Source organism: Azospirillum oleiclasticum (assembly GCF_013423485.1).
Classification (GTDB): Bacteria; Pseudomonadota; Alphaproteobacteria; order Azospirillales; family Azospirillaceae; genus Azospirillum; species Azospirillum oleiclasticum.
In genome coordinates this window covers 107,577-124,900 of record NZ_JABFFR010000030.1, presented here as the reverse complement: position 1 = coordinate 124,900, position 17,324 = coordinate 107,577, and the positions used below count along the sequence as shown (strand labels likewise).

General features: G+C 69.3%; 11 protein-coding genes. 5 read left to right on the top strand and 6 right to left on the bottom strand.

What is annotated here, in order from left to right:
* From HL658_RS26610 to HL658_RS26595, 4 genes are all read left to right on the top strand, one after another.
* Window positions 1–338 (top strand): ATP-binding cassette domain-containing protein (locus tag HL658_RS26610; protein WP_180287678.1); only part of this gene is annotated, 338 nt, incomplete at its 5' end.
* 42 nt (window positions 339–380) lie between these two features.
* Complete coding sequence (locus HL658_RS26605; protein WP_180284787.1) at window positions 381–1,925, top strand: class I adenylate-forming enzyme family protein; 1,545 nt, start codon at window positions 381–383, stop codon at window positions 1,923–1,925.
* Between the two features lie 1,104 nt (window positions 1,926–3,029).
* The gene (locus HL658_RS26600; RefSeq protein WP_180287677.1) at window positions 3,030–5,198 is read left to right on the top strand and encodes a COR domain-containing protein; all 2,169 of its coding nucleotides are present in this window, start codon (window positions 3,030–3,032) and stop codon (window positions 5,196–5,198) included.
* A gap of 216 nt (window positions 5,199–5,414) precedes the next feature.
* A complete protein-coding gene (locus HL658_RS26595) occupies window positions 5,415–6,248 on the top strand; it encodes a hypothetical protein (RefSeq protein ID WP_180284785.1) in 834 nt (277 codons plus the stop codon).
* Window positions 6,249–6,479: 231 nt separating this feature from the next.
* On the opposite strand, the gene HL658_RS26590 is transcribed toward HL658_RS26595, so the two are convergent.
* The 6 genes from HL658_RS26590 to HL658_RS26565 form a co-directional block, all read right to left on the bottom strand.
* Window positions 6,480–7,850 carry a DUF1329 domain-containing protein gene (locus HL658_RS26590; RefSeq protein WP_180284784.1) on the bottom strand — a complete coding sequence of 457 codons (1,371 nt, stop codon included), beginning with the start codon at window positions 7,848–7,850 and terminating at the stop codon, window positions 6,480–6,482.
* Between the two features lie 64 nt (window positions 7,851–7,914).
* Complete coding sequence (locus tag HL658_RS26585) at window positions 7,915–9,669, bottom strand: DUF1302 family protein (protein ID WP_180284783.1); 1,755 nt, start codon at window positions 9,667–9,669, stop codon at window positions 7,915–7,917.
* Window positions 9,670–9,712: 43 nt separating this feature from the next.
* A complete protein-coding gene (locus HL658_RS26580; protein WP_180284782.1) occupies window positions 9,713–10,636 on the bottom strand; it encodes a WD40/YVTN/BNR-like repeat-containing protein in 924 nt (307 codons plus the stop codon).
* A gap of 73 nt (window positions 10,637–10,709) precedes the next feature.
* Window positions 10,710–12,089, bottom strand: a complete 1,380-nt coding sequence (locus tag HL658_RS26575; RefSeq protein ID WP_180284781.1) for a DUF1329 domain-containing protein — start codon at window positions 12,087–12,089, stop codon at window positions 10,710–10,712.
* 23 nt (window positions 12,090–12,112) lie between these two features.
* Complete coding sequence (locus HL658_RS26570; protein WP_180284780.1) at window positions 12,113–14,614, bottom strand: efflux RND transporter permease subunit; 2,502 nt, start codon at window positions 14,612–14,614, stop codon at window positions 12,113–12,115.
* A gap of 152 nt (window positions 14,615–14,766) precedes the next feature.
* Window positions 14,767–15,531 (bottom strand): SDR family NAD(P)-dependent oxidoreductase, encoded by a 765-nt coding sequence (locus HL658_RS26565; RefSeq protein ID WP_180284779.1) that lies wholly within the window; start codon window positions 15,529–15,531, stop codon window positions 14,767–14,769.
* A 419-nt stretch (window positions 15,532–15,950) separates the two neighbouring features.
* Here HL658_RS26565 and HL658_RS26560 point away from each other — a divergent pair, with 419 nt between their 5' ends.
* The gene (locus HL658_RS26560; protein WP_180284777.1) at window positions 15,951–17,132 is read left to right on the top strand and encodes an acetyl-CoA acetyltransferase; all 1,182 of its coding nucleotides are present in this window, start codon (window positions 15,951–15,953) and stop codon (window positions 17,130–17,132) included.
* Window positions 17,133–17,324: the final 192 nt, after the last annotated feature.

Here is a 17,324-nt window from a genome sequence, read left to right as displayed (position 1 = left end):
GGCTGGCGGAGCGGCGGCACGCCCGCGGGCAGTCGCTGTCGGGCGGCGAGCAGCAGATGCTGGCCATCGGCCGCGCGCTGATGGCGAACCCGCGCGTGCTGCTGCTCGACGAACCGACGGAGGGGCTGGCCCCGATCATCGTCGACACGCTGGCCGACGCCATCGCGATCATCAACGGCGAGGGCATGGCGGTGGTGATCGTCGAACAGAACTTCGCGGTTCCGCAACGGCTGTGCCGGCGCTTCGCCGTCATGGAGAACGGGGCGGTGGCCTGGGCCGGCGACACCGCCGCCTTCGCCGCCGACCGCGACCGCATCGACCGTCTGATCGGGGTCTGACCCGACCCGACCCAACACCCAATCCAACCGGAGACGACCGCGATGAGGTTGATCGACTTCTTCGACCGGGGCGTCGCGCTCGACCCGGCGCGCCCCTTCCTGATCGATGACGAGGCCACCCGGACCTTCGCCGAGGTCCAGGCGCAGAGCCACCGGATCGCCAACGGCCTGATCGCCGGCGGTTTTCCCGAGGGCACCAAGGCCGCCGTCTACAGCCCCAACCTCGGCCGCGCCTTCGAATGCATCCTCGGCATCGCCCGGGCCGGCGGCGTCTGGGTGCCGGTGAACGCCCGCAACGGGGTGGACGAGAACGTCCACATCCTCGGCAGCTTCGATGTGGAGGTGCTGTTCTGGCACGGCCAGTTCGACGAGAAGGTGGCGGCCTTCCGCGAGCGCTGCCCCGGCATCCGCCGCTTCCTGCGCATCGACGGCGACGGTCCCGACAGCGTGGCGGCGCTGGTCGACGGCCAGCCAGACCACACCCCGATCCGCGCCTCCGCCCTGGACGCGGTCACCGCCATCTTCCCCACCGGCGGCACCACCGGCCTGCCCAAGGGTGCGGTGTGGACCAACCTGACCTGGATGGCGATGATCGCCAACCTGCACGCCACCCTGCCCAGCGACGTGCCGCCGGTGCATCTGGTGGTGGCACCGATGACCCACGCGGCCGGCGGGCTGGCGATGATGCTGATGGCGTCCGGGGCCACCAACGTCATCCTGCCGGCCTTCGACCCGCTGGCGGTGATGGAGGCCATCGGCCGTTACCGCGTCACCCACCTGTTCCTGCCGCCGACCGCCATCTACATGCTGCTGGCGCACCCCGCCGTGCGTTCCTACGACTACGCCTCGCTGCGCTACCTGATCTACGCCGCCGCCCCGATGTCGGTGGAGAAGCTGAAGGAGGCGATGGCGGTCTTCGGCCCGGTCATGGCCCAGAGCTTCGGGCAGGCGGAGGCGCCGATGTTCTGCACCATCCTGCCGCCGCGCGATCACCTCGTGCTCGGCGACCCGGCGCTGGAGAAGCGGCTGGCGAGCTGCGGGCGGCCCGGCCTGCTGACCCCCGTGGCGATCATGGACGAGGACGGCACCCTGCTGCCGAACGGGCAGGTGGGGGAGATCGTGGTGCGCGGCGCCCTGGTCATGCAGGGCTATTACAAGAACCCGCAGGCGACCGCCGAGGCCTCGGCCCATGGCTGGCACCACACCGGGGATCTCGGCTACCGCGACGCCGACGGCTTCGTCTACATCGTCGACCGCAAGCGCGACATGATCATCTCCGGCGGCTTCAACATCTACCCCTCCGAGATCGAACAGGTGATCTGGAGCCACCCGGCGGTCGAGGATTGCGCGGTGGTCGGCGTGCCCGACGACAAGTGGGGCGAGGCGGTCACCGCCTGCATCCAGCTCAAGCCCGGCGCCGCCGCCACCGCGGAGGAGATCGCCACCCTCTGCCGCGAGCGGCTGGGTGGGGTGAAGACCCCCAAACAGATCACCTTCTGGGACCCGCTGCCGCGCAGTCCGGTCGGCAAGGTGCTGAAACGCAGCATCCGCGACCATTACTGGCAGGGCCGCGAGCGCCGGGTGTAGAGGCCGGCGATGCCGGGCGGCGGCAGCGGCCCCGGCGCGGCGGTCCCCGTGCGCGAGCCGCCGCCCCGCCCGCCACCGATCCGCGATCTTCCCATCGTCGGCCACGCCGGTCTACACTGCGGGCACCCCCGCCCGCCACCGCCCGGACCCATGGCGCCCGCCGACACCACCGACCCCCTCGCCATCGCCCGCGCCCGCATCGCCGCGGAGGCGGAACAGCGCACCGGCCGCCTCGACCTCAACGGGCTGGGTTTGCCCTATCTGCCGGAGGAGCTGTTCGCTCTGACGCATCTGCGAGAGTTGGATTTAGGGAATAATTTTATAGAACTTGGGAGTAGCCTTAAGGTCTCACCCAGGAGCAACCGCTTTGGGAACGGCTATCACCGGCTTGCGGTATTCACCGGGCTCGAATGGTTGGACGTTGATCGTACTGATCTACCGTCCCTGGACTTCGTCCGATCCATCCCGCGCCTGCGGACCTTGAAAATCGCAGACACCCCGATCGCAGACTTGACACCGCTGGCCGCCTGCCCCGTCCTCGAATCCCTTAATTGTGCCGATACCAGGGTATCGGATTTGGCGCCATTGGCTACCTGCAAAGCCCTCAAAATTTTCGTCTGCTCCAATACCACAGTGTCGGACTTGGCACCGCTGGCCACCTGCACAGCCCTCGAACACCTCTTCTTTTACAATACTGCAGTATCAAACCTCGCGGCAGTTGCCAACTGCCATTCTCTCCGATGGGTTAAGTGCTCTGGCACTTCGATCTCGGACCTGACGCCGTTGGCCGCCTGCAATGCGATCCAAATCTTCGACTGTGGCGATACACCAGTATCGGACTTGGCGCCACTGGCCGCCTGTTCTAATCTCCATTTCCTCACATGTTCCGGCACCGCGGTTTTGGACCTGACGCCACTGGGCGCCAGCGCTACCCTCCAATCCCTTGACTGCTCCAACACCCCTGTGTTGGACTTGGCTCCATTGGCCGCTTGTTCTACCCTCCAATCCCTCACCTGTTCCGGGACGATGGTATCGGACCTAGCGCCGTTGACCGCTTGTTCGGCTCTCCAAACCATCGAATGTTCGTTCTGTCTGCTGGTCGGCTTGCCAGACGCACTTCTGGACAACACGTCGCTCACTTGGATGGTCGCGGAGTCCACCGTCATTCCTGGGGTGCCTGCGGAAATCCTCTCGGCCGACTTCACAGACAACTGCCTCCCCCGCCTGCGCGCCTACCTCGCCGATCTGGCGGCGGGGGTGGCGGTGGTGCCGGGGGTGAAGCTGCTGCTGCTCGGCAACGGGCGGGTGGGGAAGACGCAGATCGCGCGGCGGCTGGCGGGGCTGGGGTTCGAGGCGGTGTCGGACTCCACCCACGGCATCCGCATCGACGACCTCGCCCTGCCCGGCCTGCCGGACACCCGGCTGTGGGTGTGGGATTTCGGCGGGCAGGAGATTTATCATGGGACCCACGCCCTGTTCCTGCAAAGCCCCGCCGTGCTGGCCGTGGTGTGGGCGGAGGCGATGGAGGGGGAGCCGCCCCACGACCATGGCGGGCTGAATTTCCGCAACCACCCGCTGCCCTACTGGCTCGACATCGCCCGGCACCAGGGCCATCCGGCCAGCCCGACGCTGGTGGTGCAGACCCGCTGCGACGCGCCGGGATCCGGCGCGCTCCGCCCACCGGCCGACGAGGTGCGGATGGCCGCCGCCCGCTGCCTGCACAGCCTGAGGGTGAGCGCCGCCACCCCGCGCGGCTTCGAGGCGCTGGCCGAGGCGCTGGCCGACGCGGTGGCGTGGCAGCGGGAGCGGCTGGGGGTCCCGCAGGTCGGGCTGGTGTGGCGGAAGGTGCAGTTGCGGCTGGAAACGATGCGGGCGGCGGACCAGGACCGGCCGGCGGCGGAGCGCCGGCGCCTGCTGACCATACCCGAGTTCGAGGCGATCTGCCGGGAGGAGGGCGGGGTCACCGCGCCGGAGGTTCTGCTGCGATATCTGGACGCCACCGGCACGGTGCTGCACCGCCCCGGCCTGTTCGACGACCGCATCGTGCTCGACCAGAACTGGGCGATGGAGGCAGTCTACGCCGTGTTCGACCGGGACCGCGGCGCCTACCGCCTGATCCGCGACCGCTACCGCGGGCGCTTCACCCTCGACGACCTCGCCCACACCGTGTGGGCCGGCTATGGCGACGACGACCGCCGGCTGTTCCTCAGCCTCATGCGCTCCTGCGGCATCGCCTTCCGCCACCGCGTGTTCGGCGAGGACAATGAAGAAGAGGAGTACATTGCCCCGGATCTGCTGCCGGAGCGGGACGAGGGCGTCGTCGTCGCCCAATGGTACGAAGGCGTCACCACCGAAACGCGGGTGTTCAAACACCCGCTGCTGCATGGCGGGCTGATCCGCGCCATCATGGCCGAGCTGGGCGAGCGGGCAGGGCCGAGCGCGCTCTACTGGCAGGGCGGGCTCTGCGGCTACGAGGCGGAGACCCGCAGCCGCTTCCTCATCGAGGAGCGGATGACCGGCCCCTGGCAGGGGGAGATCATCGTCCGCACGCAATGCGGCGCCGCGGCTGAGCTGCTGGCTTGGCTGGTCGACCTGGTCGAAGAGCAGCAGCGGCGCCTGTCCCTGCACCCCGAGCCGTCGGACCGGCCGCCGGCCGCCCCACCCGTTGAGCCGGAGCGCCCGATGACCTTCTCGCAGGAACCCACCCTGGACCGCGATTGGTACGTGTCCTACGCCTGGAGCGACAACGACACCCCGGAGGGGCGGGAGCGGGAGGCGGTCGTGGACCGGCTCTGCGCCGCCGCCGAGGCCACCGGCAACCCCATCCTCCGCGACAAGAAGGCGCTGAGCCACGGCGATTCCATCAGCGGCTTCATGCGCCGGCTGGGGGCCGGTAGCCGGGTGTTCGTCATCCTCAGCGAAAAGTACCTGCGCTCCCCCGCCTGCATGTTCGAGCTGAGCGAGATCTGGCGGAACTGCAAGCACGACACGGAGCTGTTCCGCCGCACCGTGCGCGTCTACACCCTGCCCTGCGCGACGATCTGGACGGCGCGCGACCGCCTCGGCCACGCCATCCACTGGAAGACCCAGCACAAGGAGCTGGACGACGCGGTGAAGGAGCATGGCACCACCATCCTCGGCGATCACGACCACCACGCGCTGCGCCAGATGGGGTTCTTCTTCACCCATGTCGGCGACATGCTGGGCACCCTCGCCGACACCGTCCAGCCGCGGAGCTTCGACGAGCTGGTAAAGCACGGCTTCGCCCCGTAGGACCCGCGGCGCCACCGTTCTGTCGTTCCTCATGGTCCTGGTCTCCTCGTCTTCGGATCGATGATGCGCCGGGCGTCGGCCGCGACCCGTCGTCCCCCACCCTTGCGGGTGGGGTGGACGGGCGTGGCTGCGGCCAGGATGCCGCTCCGGGGAGCGGGTGGTGGTGGATGGATCCGCCGCCGTCCTCCCCATGCCCCCGGCCGGAGGACGGACGCGATGAGCAGGAACGATGGCACCTCCCGCCTGTCCGCGTGGCGGTCCCGCGGGCGGGGGCCGCTGCGCTGGATCGACATCGACGGCTACGCGCACCGGGTCTTCGCCGGCTCGCGCCCCGACTGGTGGACGGACGCCACCGCCCATGCCGCGGCGCTGATCCAGGCAAACGCGGTCCTGCGCAGCCACATCCTCGCCCTGCCGGCGGCGGTGCCTTTCCTTGAGGCGGGCGGGCCGCTGGACGGCACCGCCACCGGCCTCACCGACCGCCTGCGCGCCGGCTCGCCGGCCGCCTTCCTGGACAGCGCCGCCGACGCTCTGGCGCATGGTCTCGGGCACGGTGTCGACCTGATGCTCGCCCTGCCCTGCCCGCGCGACCTGCTGCGCGCCGCCGGGGCGGATCCCGACGACCTCGACGCGCAGGACGAGGTGGCGCTGTGCCTGACCGACGTGCTGCGCGCGCTGTCCGACAAGCCGCTGGGCGGCCTGCTGCTGTGCTTCGCCGATCCCCCGGACGGGGACGCGGTGACGGTGTGCGAAACCCTGACCCACACCGCCCGCCATTACGGCTGGTCGGTCGCGGTGTCGCTGGACCACGCCACCGACCCCGCTGAGGCCGCCGCGGCGCGGGCGCTCGCCCCCGACGCCATCCTGCTGCCGGAGGTGCCGGCGGCGGCCATCGTCGCGACCGGTGAGCCCGACCTCGGCGGCGGCCTCACCCGCCGCTTCTGGGCGGGGGAGGACGGCATTCCCGAAACCCTGTCCCTCCTCCACGGCCGCCCACCCGCCGACGCCGACCCGGAAACCGTGCTCCGCCGGCTCGCCGCCCTGCCGTGAGGGGGGGGCCGTGCAACATCGTGCAACACTTTTTGCGCGACAACGCCGGGTGTCGCACGGTGTGGATGGGGTAAAATTAGTACGATATCAGTGGCTTGGGCGTTTTCCGGCCGAACCGCCGTGCGACACCGGTGTTGCACGGTCGCGGGCGACGGCGAGGGGTGTGGGCGCGGGTGTAGGAGTTTACGTTATTATTCCTATCAGTGATCCCGGTTGCCGGCAAGCGGTCGCTCACGCCCCGAAGCGGCGCAGTGCGGATTCCGTCAGGTAGGCGTCGTAGGCCGCCGGGTCGTTGACCCGCATGCGGTGGCCGCCGGCGGACGCGACCTGCTCGATGCGGGTGACGCGGCCGGTCTGCACGTCGTGGGCGTGGATGTGGGTCCAGGACCAGTAGGGGTGACGGCCGTCCATCACCCGCTTGGGCCCGGCCTCGTACAACGCGTAGGCGCCGTCGAAGAAGCGGAAGGGCTGGCCGCGGCGGTCGTAGCTGACCATGGCGAAGGGCAGCCACGTGCGGGCGTCGAACCACACGCGCTTCTTCGACACCGGGGCGCGCGGGAAGCCGGTCGGCTCCGCCTCCACCACGATGGCTTCGGGCACCAGCTCGACCGTGGTGTTCCAGAAGGTCCGGCCCTGCGGCCCGCCGTGGGTGCCGTGGCGCCAGTCGGGATCGCCGGCGGTCCAGTTGCCGGACAGGGCGGCCAGCGCCGGGCCGCGCTGGACGATCCGGTAGTTCGACCACATCAGGAACGGATCGCCGGCCGCCCAGGCGTCGGACAGGTAGAGGGCGGAGCCCGGAACCGGCGGCTCGAAGCGCTGGTTGGTCGGCAGCGAGCGCACCCGCTTGAACTGCGGCAGATAGCCCAGCAGCGACGGCAGCCGGTTCTGGTCGTAGGGCCAGACGCTGAGATAGCCGCTGCGGCTGTCGACCGGGGACAGGAAATAGACGGCCTGGAAGCGCAGCGTGTCCTCCCGCCCCGTCCAGTGGGGCCGGGGATCGAGCACCAGCCGCCCGGTGGCCGCCAGCTCCGCCCACACCGTCTCGTAGCGGTGGGTGACGGCGCCGTCCGTCTCGATGTCCTCCTCGCGGGAGGCATAGACCGACACGTCGTGCCGGCCCCAGCTCAGGGTCTGGCCGGCGAACACCTCCAGCGCCGTGCGCGCCGCGGGGAAGGGGTGGCCGCCGATCCAGGGGCCGCCGTCGTCGGCCACGATGTTGCCGTCGGCGGCGAAGCGCGCCCGGCCGGCGTTGCGCAGCGTCGCCTCGATGAACTCCCACGGCCCCAACCGCATCAGGTCGGTGGTGGTGGGGCCGATGACGAGCCGCCGCCCCATCTCCGTCACCTGCCGGAAACGCACGGGGTCGAGCAGGTCCCGCACCAGCTCCGCCGTGCCGGCATCGATCACCGAGCCGGGCGCCAGCCGGCCGCGGGTGCGCGCCTCGATGGACAGAAGCTCGTCGGGGTAGGCGCGGCGGGCGTCGCCGTCCTTCGCCAGCACCTCCCACAGCGGCGCCAGCACCCCGGCCGAGGCGGCGCCGGCCGCCAGTTTTTCCAGGAACACACGCCGCGTCCAGCCGCGGCCGTACCGCCCCACGCGCATCGCCCGCCCCCGCCCGCAAGAAAAGGGGCGTCCGTGGACGCCCCGCCAGGTTCAGGGAGACAAGTCAGAAGAGACGCGTGAAACGCAGCCCAATCTCGCTGGCCCAGTTGACGGTGTCGATGGCGTTGCGGTTGTTTTCCGCCGAGTGGAACAGCGTGGCGTAGCCATCGACCTGCCAGTCGGCCGACGGTTTCCAGCGCAGCGCCGGCTGCACCATCACGCCGCCTTCCAGATCCGCCAGGATCGACAGGTCGGCCCGCCAGATCAGGTTGGGGAAGGGCTGCTGCACGGCGAAGGCCAGCGCGTGGAAGCTGTGGTCGCCGGTCGGCGTCTTGCTCTCGTCGCCGCCGAAGCCGCCGAGGTAGCGGCCGAACAGGTCGCTCTTCGACTTGTAGAGATACTGGAGCACCATGTAGGTGGCCGGGAAATCGTCGCTGAAGCGGTGGTACTTCTCGAAATTCAGCGAGGCCGCCACCTCGTCCCGGACGATCGGCGCGCCGAGGCTGGGGTTGGTGAAGCTCTTGTTGGGCGTGTAGCTCACCTCGCCGCGGATGATGAGCTGGTCGAGGAAGCTGCCGGGCTCGGCGGTCACGGTGTAGTTGGCACCGGCCCCGAAGATGTTCTCCAGCGGGTAGCTCCGCCGGATGTGCCCGCGCATGCAGCCGCCGGCGAGGTTGAAGAAGGTGTTCAGCTGCTCCGCCGCCTCGGTGTAGGAGGAGACGGTGGTGGCGCCCAGCGACTGCGCGCTGGCGAAATCGCCGGTGACGGCGGAGTTGACGGCGGTGACGCCGTTCAACCGCACCAGCCCGGCGTAGTGGAACCACTCCTGCGCCGAGCAGACGCCGGTCGAGCTGACCTCGAACGGGGTCGTCGCCAGCACGTCGCCGCCGATGCCGCCGGCCCCCGGCAGACCGCGGTTCACGCCCGACTGCGTCCACTGGAACACACCGTCCGGATTCTTGCGCCGCACGCCGAGGAGTTGCACCGACAGGTCGCCGAAATGCATCTGCAGCCGCCCGCCGAAGTTCGGGTAGCTGTCCGACGCCCGGTAATCGTCGTGCACGGTGAACTGCGACGGGATCAGGTTGTAGGGGGAATTGGCCGGCGGCAGGATCGACGGGTTGAACATCTGGGTGAACGCCTCGAATTCGACGTTCTCGCCGAACCGGAAGGAGCCGCGCACCGCCGGCATGGCGACGCGCTTGTCGGAGAACTCCTCCGCCACCGGCTCGAAGATCAGGTGTCGGCGCAGGTCCAGCCCGTTCGGCACGTCGAGCACCCGGAAGAACAGCGATTCGCCCCAGGCGATCTGCTGGTTGCCGGCGCGGACCCACAGCGGCCCCTCGGAATAATCGAGATAGGCGGCGGGCAGATCGGCCATGCCGGTCTTGCCGGCGATCTCGAACGGCGTGGCGCTGTTGCCATGGTAATAGCCGGTCTTGAACATGCTGTAGCCGACCGGCTCGTCGTAGACCTGTGGCGCGTAGAGCGCCCGGACCCTGACGAAGCCCTTCAGGCTGTCGGTGAACTGGGCGGAGATGTCGGTCTCCAGCCGCGTCGCCATCCAGTTGATGGGCGAGTCCGAGCTGTCGATGGTCCGGTTGCCGATGGCCGGCCCGAACCATGTGTTGATGGCCTGCGGGTTGTTGTTGTAGGGATTGCCGCCCTGGTTGTACGGGTTGCGGTCACCGGTGACGGCCGGTGCCAGCTCCTGCCGGATGAAGCCCTGGACCGTGACGTTCGTCTCGGCCAGGGCCAGCGTGCCACCGCCGCCGGCGAGCGCCGTCCCCAGCAGCACCGATGAAATCGCGCGTCGCATATCGTTCCTCCCCCTTTTGTCACACGGTCGCGTTGTCCTCTCGTCACTTCCCCAGTGCGACGATCCGGCCGGCGTGCCCGCCGGCCATCGGTTCGCCCTCGCCGGCGATGGTCTGGTACCAGGCGGTCGCGAGGTCGCCGCGGTCGTCCGCGGCCCAGGTGGCGCCACCGTCGGTGCTGCGCCACGCTGACTGCACGCCGACGATCCGGGCGTCCGGCCCCGAGCGCCACGCGCCGAGCAGCGCGGTGTCGGTGCCCACCGACGTGGCAGTCCAGCTGGCGCCGCCGTCGGTGGTGCGCACCACCGTGCCCTTCTGACCGACGGCGAGCCCCTGTCCGTTGCCGTCCATGGCGAGATCGAAGAGCGAGGCGTCGGTCACACGGGTGCCGGTCCAGCGCCGCCCGCCATCTTCCGACCGCATCACCAGCCCGAATTCGCCGACCGCCAGAAGCGCGTCGCCGGCCACCCGCACGGCGTAGAGGTGCGGCTCCATGGCGTCCTCCAGCATCGACGCCCAGTCGACGGCGACCGGCGCCCAGCTCCGCCCCGCGTCGTCGGAGCGCAGGAGGGTGCCGAAGGCGCCCACCGCCACGGCCACGCCGTCGGGACGCAGGGCCACCCCGAACAGGCGTTCGCCGGTGCCGGACGCCGCCACCGTCCAGGCGCCGCTCTCGCGGCGCAGGATGATGCCGCCCTGCCCCACCGCCAGCGCCCGGTCCCGGTCGAGCGCCACGCCCAGCAGCGCGTCGTCGGTCGGGGCGGCCTGCCGTTTCCAGGTGGCGCCGCCGTCGCCGCTGGCCACCACCACACCCAAGGCACCGACCCCCAGCACGCGGTCGCCCTGCATCGCCAACGCGAAGACGGCGTCGTGCGCCTTCGCCTGATGCAGCACCCGAACATCACCGGCCATGGCCGCCGCCGGAACAAGCAGGGCCAGGGCCGCGAACCCCAATCGTCGCAGCGTCACGGGATACTCCCGGAAAATGGAATGTCGGGCCGGACGGACGCACGGACGCCGAAGCGCCCGTGCGTCCTGCCGGTCAGGTGCCGAAGCGGCGGACCGCCTGCTCCGTCAGGTAGCGGCTGTAGATGGACGGGCCCTGGTTGTATTCGCTCCTCACCCCGCCGACGATCTCGCGGGCCTGGACGAAGCGGCTCATCCGGTTGGTCTGGATGTCGTGGCTCATCACATGCGTCCACGACCACGCGACGTGCTTGCCGTCCATCACCTTGGTGTTGCCGTCGACATACTGGCTGAAGGCCGGCTCGAACGACTTCCACAGCTCGCCACGCCGATCGAATGTGACGTAGCCGATGAACATCATGTTGCGGGCGTCGATGTAGACGCGCTTCTTGCTGACCGGGGAGCGCGGGTAGCCGACCGGCTCGCACTCCACCACGAAGCATTCCGGGCAGAGCTCCTTGTAATCATCGAAGAAGGTCTGGTTCTGCGGCCCGCCGTGCAGCCCGCGTTCCCAGTTGGCGTTGCGGCCGCCGGTGAAGTTGGCGGACTGGCTGCCCAGCATCGGCTGGGTGCCGACCAGCTTGTAGTTGCCCCAGGTCAACATGGGGTCGCCGGCTCCCCAGGCGTCGGACAGGAAGTAGGTGATGCCGGGCACCAGCGGTTCGAAGCGCTGGTTGGTGGGGAAATTGCGCACCCGCTTGAAGGCCGGGATGTAGCCGATCAGATCCGGGAACTTGCGCTGGTCGTTGTACCAGGTGTTGAGGTAGGCGGTGCCCTTGGCGTCCGACGGGGCGGTGAAATAGACCGCCTGGTAGCGCAGCTTGTCCTCCTTGCCCTCGATGTAGGGGGTGCCGCCGCTGGTCAGGCCGATGGTGTTCTGCTCCGCCCAGACGAAGTCGTACTGGTAGGAGACGGCCCCGTCGGGGGAGATGTCCCAGTCGCGGATGGCGTAGACGCTGTCGTTGTGCCGGCCCCAGGACAGCACGAGGTTGGCGAACACCTCCAGCCCGGTCTTGGCGTCGGGGAAGGGGTTGCCGCCGATCCACGGCTTGCCGTCGCTGGTGGTGACGTTGCCGTCGGCGTCCAGCCGGCCCTTGCCGGCGTTGCGCAGGGTGGCTTCCAGATACTCGTGCGGGAACAGCCTGGTGGCGTCGGTGGTGGTCGGCACGATGGTGAAGCGCCGCCCCATCTCCTTCACCTGACGGTAGGCCACGGGGTCGAGCAGGTGCTTCACGATGTCCACGTTGGCGGCGGTGATGACGTCGCCGGTCTTGATCCTGCCCTTGGTGTGGGCGTCGATGGAGAGCAGCTCCGCCGGGTAGGCCTTGGTGATGTCGCCCGAGCGCGCGATGGTGGACCACAGCGGCGCCAGGACGCCGGCGGCGCAGATGCCCTGGGCGGTGCGCTCCAGGAAGACGCGGCGGCTGAAGCCGTGCCCGAATTTGGCGATGTGCATCGATCTCCTCCCGTTGAGATTTTTCACGATTTGGCGCCCGCCACGCCCTTGCGGCGGCTGTCGGCGAGCAGGCCTTCGACATCGCGCGCCTCGTCGGCCACCGCCGGCTGGTGGAAGACGAACTGCGACAGGTCCACCCCCTCCCCGACCAACAGGTCCTTGGAGCGGACGAAGTGCGGCTTGATCCACCAGACGCAAAGCGGCAGGGCGATCAGCGCCAGCACCATGTTGATGAGCATCACCATGACCAGCATCAGCCCCATGTCGGACAGGAACTTCAGCTCGGACATGACGTACCAGGGCAGGATGCCGATCAGGTTGATCATGGCGGTGAAGAAGATCGCCTTGCCGGTCGTGGTCACCGACGCGAGGATGGCGGCCCCCTCCTCCCCGTAATCCTGGTACTCCTCGCAGATGCGGCTGAGCAGGTAGATGCCGTAGTCGATGCCGACGCCGATCCCGATGGCCATGATCAGCAGCGTGTTGACGTCGAGCCCGATCCCCAGCGCCGTCATCACCGCCAGCAGGAACAGGTTCGACAGGTTGACCGGGATCAGCAGGATGATCCCCGCCATCAACGAGCGGTAGGCGAGTCCGCAGCCCAGCAGGATGACGAGATTCAGCAGACCGAGGATGATGTAGTGGTACTGGTCCACCGTGTCGTTCATCGACTGCTGCAGGGCGATGGTGCCGCCGGCCAGCCGGATGCGGAAATCGGGATGCTCGGCGCCCACCTCGGCCACCGCGGCGCGCGCCTGGCGCAGCGCCTCGTCCACCGTTTCCTGCCGGTTGTCCTTGTACCAGAGCGAGACGGTGCCGTTGCGCTGCTCGAAGTCGGTGACGTGCAGGAAGGCCTTGGGGCTGGTGCCCACCATCAGGGCACCCGCAGCCGCCGACACCGCCGCGTCGTCGCGGTCGAGCGGCGCCCATTTCGGGTTGCCGCCGCTGAACAGCCGGTTCGCCTCCCCCAGATAGTCGGCGAAGGACAGCGTCGCCGCCGGCGGGTTGGGGTTGTCCTCCATGATGTGCTGGAAGCGTTGCATCGTCATGATGGTGTCGGCGTGCCGCACGACGCGGTCGAGCCGGTCCTCCGACTTGGCCTCGAACACCACTTCCAGCGTGTTGACGCCGGGGAAATGGCGGTTGATGGCGGCCACGGCCCGGTTGAATTCGGAGTCCGGATGCAGCAGCGGCGTGCCCTCGACCGGGTTGCCGATGGTCAGCTTGCTGAATTCCCACCCGCCGAGGGCGACCGCGACCAAAAGCACCGCGGTGGTCGCCCGCGCCCGCCGGCCGAAGGTCAGCCGGGCGATGCGGTCGAGCAGGTGCTTGATGGCGCGGTGGCCGGTCCCCTCCTCCGCGTCCGCACCGACGATGGACTTCACGTTCTTCGGGCGCGGCAGCCAGAGCAGCGCCAGCGGCGTCAGCAGCACGCTGGTCGGCACCAGCATCATCGCCCAGAAGCCGGTGAACAGCGCGAAGCGCTGCATCGCCGGGATGGGTGCGACCGCCACCAGCATCAGCCCCGCCACGTCGGTGAAGATGCCGAGCACGCCCGGCGCCATCATCACCGCCATGGAGATCTCCGCCGCCTTGCGGCGGTCGGAGATGTGGGCGAAGACCTCGTAATAGCGCTCGGTCGCCTGCACGCAGTGGCTGAAGGAGCGCGCCACCAGCAGCATCGGCACGACCATCACCAGCGGCTCGACCGGCACGCCCAGCCAGCCGACGAAGCCGAAGCCCCAGATGGCGGACACCACGCTCGCCAGCACCGGCGCCACCACGCCGGTGACATTGCGCATGTAGAGGATGAGCGCCAGGATCATCGCCGCCGCGGTGACGCCGAAGATGCCCAGCATCTCCCACTCGTAGTGGTAGACCCAGCCGGTCAGCGCCGGCTGCCCTGCCATGAAGACCTCGTGCTTCGCGTCGCGCGCCTTTTCCACGAGCTGTTGCAGATAGCGGAAGGTCTCGCCGTAATCGAGGTTGTGCTCGATGAAGGTGGCGTTGATCAGCGTCGCCGACTGGTCGTCGGCGATCAGGAAGCGCCGTGCGTTGGGCGACTTCTTCACCCGCTCCCGGAAATCGGCGATCTCGGCGGCGGTGCGCGGGGGGTGGTTCTCCATCAGCGGGCGGACGTCTATGCCGCCCGGCACGGCCACGGCGTAGCGCGCCTTCTCCGTCGCGATGGACAGCACCTGGTCGTGATCAACGGCGGGTGCCAGATCGATGTCGCGGGTGAGGTCCCACACCTTGGCCAGCGTCTCGGCGTTGTAGATGTCGCCGTCCTTGCGCTGCACCATGATGGTGACGGTCAACGGGTTGCCGAAATTCGGGTGCGCCTTGTAGGTCTGGACGAAGGGATGGTCGCTCGGCAGCAGGTCGCTGAAGATGGTCTGGAGCTGGACGTTGCGCAGGCCGGCGGCGAAGAACAGGGTGATCGCCAGCAGGATCGTGGCCGAAATCCACCGGTGGCCGATGATGCTGCGGGCGATCCGCCAATTGAGCTGACTCGGTTCCACCATTCACTCCCCGAACTTTGTTCCCGTCGGCGCGGTCGCGGGCTTGACGACATTTGGCGGAAGGCTGTCCCCACCCGCCCCACCCATTTGAAGGGGGGTTGCGGGTTCCGTGGCCGGGATGCCGTGTTCGCTGGCCGGCCGGGCCGACCGCCCGGTCACAGCCGCTCCAGCGGCGTGCTGGTGAGACCGCCATCGACCACCAGCTCGGCCCCGGTGATGTAGGCGGCGTGGCGGGAGCACAGGAACAGGACGGCGTCGGCGATCTCCTCCGGCCGCCCCAGCCGGCCGCGCGGGACCTGCCGCGCCACCTCGGCCTTGATCGCGTCGAGCGCCTCGCCCTTGCCGTAGACGTCGAGGATGGGCGTGTCGATGAAGCCGGGCAGCACCACGTTGCTGCGCACCGCGGGAAACTCCTTGGCGGCGTCCTTGGTGAACTTGACCAGCCCGGCCTTGCAGGCGGAATAGACGGCGTGGCGGTGCGCCTGGATGACGGCGGCGATGGACGCGATGTTGACGATCGCCCCATCCTCCGCCCGGCTCAGCAGCGGCGCCGAGTACCGGGTGAGCAGCATGGGCCCCTTGAGCAGCACCGCCATCTGGCGGTCGAAGGAGACGTCGCCCACCGCCGCGATGGGCTCCAGGATCGCCATGCCGGCGTTGTTGACGAGGATGTCCAGCCGGCCGAAGCGGTCGGATATCCAGGCGGTGGTGGCGGCGATGTCGGCGTCGCTGCCGGCGTCCATCCGGCGCGTGGCACCGGCGGGGCCGAGTTCGGCGGCCAGCCGCTCCAGCCCGTCCCCGTCGATGTCGGTGGCGACCACCGTGGCCCCGGCCGCGGCGAAGGCGCGGGCGATGGCGCGCCCGATGCCGGACGCGGCGCCGGTGACGTGCGCGATCCGGCCGGTGAAATCGAACGGCATGCTGTCCTCCCGTTGTTTGATTGGTGCCGACGGCGGTCAGAGGTCAGCGGCCCCGGTCGACGGGGGCGCCGAGATGCGCCTTGGCGATGATCCCGCGCATGACCTCGGACTGGCGGTGGCGGTGTCGGGCGTCTCCTCCCGCTCGACGAAGCGACCGACGGTGTCGTCCAGCAGGTCCAGGTCCGGCGTCAACCAGGTCGGGCGGAATTCCGCGAACATGCCCCGACCTACGCGCCGGCTGCGGGGGTGCCCTGTCCCATGGCGGTTCCTCTCCCTCTCCGTCCCGTCTTGACGGGCGACGCTAAGCGGCCGTAGCTGGCCGTCCCCCACCTCAAAGTGTGGGGCGGGCAATTGGCCGGGGGTGGCACGCCTCGTGCCTCCGGACCAGCCCGGCAGGGAAAAACAGGAGGGACAGACCCATGGACAGCAGCGCATCGCCGGCGATCATCGGCTGGTCGCACGAGCCGTTCACGCGCGCCGACCCGCGCAGCGTGGAGCGGATGATCATCGACGCCGCCGCCGCGGCCATCGCGCACGCCGGCGTGGAGCCGGCGGAGATCGATGAGATCTGGCTCGGCCATTTCAATTCCGGATTCGTGCGTCAGGATTTCTCCGCCTCGCTGGCGCTCGGCGTCTCGCCGGATCTGCGCTTCCGCCGGGCGACGCGGGTGGAGAACGCCTGCGCCACCGGGTCGGCCGCGGTGCATGCGGCGCTGCGCGGCATCCGCGTCGGCGACGCCCGCGTGGCGCTGGTCGTCGGCGTGGAGAAGATGAGCGAGGTGCCGCCCAAGGAGGTCGGCGAGATCCTGCTGCACGCCTGCTACGTGGCGGAGGAGAGTGGCATCGAGGCCGGTTTCGCCGGTGTCTTCGGAAAGATCGCCGCCGCCTATTTCGAGCGCCACGGCGACCAGTCCGACGCGCTGGCCGCCATCGCCGCCAAGAACCACGCGAACGGCTGCGACAACCCCTACGCCCAGATGCGCCGCGACATCGGCTACGCCTTCTGCCGGGAACCGTCGGAGAAGAACCCCTTCGTCGCCGGGCCGCTGAAGCGCACCGACTGCTCGCTGGTGTCCGACGGGGCGGCGGCGCTGGTGCTGGCCTCGGCCGACCGCGCCCGCAGCGCCCCGCGCGCGGTGGGTTTCCGCGCCGCGGTGCAGGTCAACGACGTCATGCCGATGAGCCGGCGCGACATCCTCGCCTTCGAAGGCCCGCGGGAGACCTGGGCGCGCGGGCTGGCGGCGGCCGGCGCTGCGCTGTCCGACCTGTCCTTCGCCGAGGTGCACGACTGCTTCACCATGGCCGAGCTGATGATCTACGAGGCCATGGGCCTGGCGGAGCCCGGCCAGGGGGCGCGCGCCATCGCCGAGGGCACGGTGCTGAAGGACGGCCGGCTGCCGGTCAACCGCTCCGGCGGGCTGAAGGCGAAGGGCCACCCGATCGGCGCCACCGGCGTGTCCATGCATGCGCTGGCCGCCATGCAGCTCACCGGCAGCGCCGGCGACCTGCAAATCCCCGGTGCGACCCTCGGTGCCACCTTCAACATGGGCGGTGCGGCGGTCGCCAATTACCTGAGCGTGCTGGAACCGCGGCACACCTGATTTTGCGTCTACCATTCGGCACCGGTCGGCGACTACGATCTCCGTCCACTGGACAAAAAATCCGAGATTTGCCGGTGCCGAATTCGATGCAGCCTTTTTGTGCCGTAGCCCGCGTTACCTCTCATGCCGCTATCGATGGGATTTTATATCCATTGTCGGGTGAGTGTGCTATCCATAGGAGGTATTTTAGCG

What these genes read in the sequence shown, in the direction of transcription:
- HL658_RS26605 (WP_180284787.1), top strand. Translation starts at nt 381, where the DNA reads ATGAGGTTGATCGACTTCTTCGACCGGGGCGTCGCGCTCGACCCGGCG.
- HL658_RS26595 (WP_180284785.1), top strand. Translation starts at nt 5,415, where the DNA reads ATGAGCAGGAACGATGGCACCTCCCGCCTGTCCGCGTGGCGGTCCCGC.
- HL658_RS26590 (WP_180284784.1), bottom strand. Translation starts at nt 7,850, where the DNA reads ATGCGCGTGGGGCGGTACGGCCGCGGCTGGACGCGGCGTGTGTTCCTG.
- HL658_RS26585 (WP_180284783.1), bottom strand. Translation starts at nt 9,669, where the DNA reads ATGCGACGCGCGATTTCATCGGTGCTGCTGGGGACGGCGCTCGCCGGC.
- HL658_RS26575 (WP_180284781.1), bottom strand. Translation starts at nt 12,089, where the DNA reads ATGCACATCGCCAAATTCGGGCACGGCTTCAGCCGCCGCGTCTTCCTG.
- HL658_RS26570 (WP_180284780.1), bottom strand. Translation starts at nt 14,614, where the DNA reads ATGGTGGAACCGAGTCAGCTCAATTGGCGGATCGCCCGCAGCATCATC.
- HL658_RS26565 (WP_180284779.1), bottom strand. Translation starts at nt 15,531, where the DNA reads ATGCCGTTCGATTTCACCGGCCGGATCGCGCACGTCACCGGCGCCGCG.
- HL658_RS26560 (WP_180284777.1), top strand. Translation starts at nt 15,951, where the DNA reads ATGGACAGCAGCGCATCGCCGGCGATCATCGGCTGGTCGCACGAGCCG.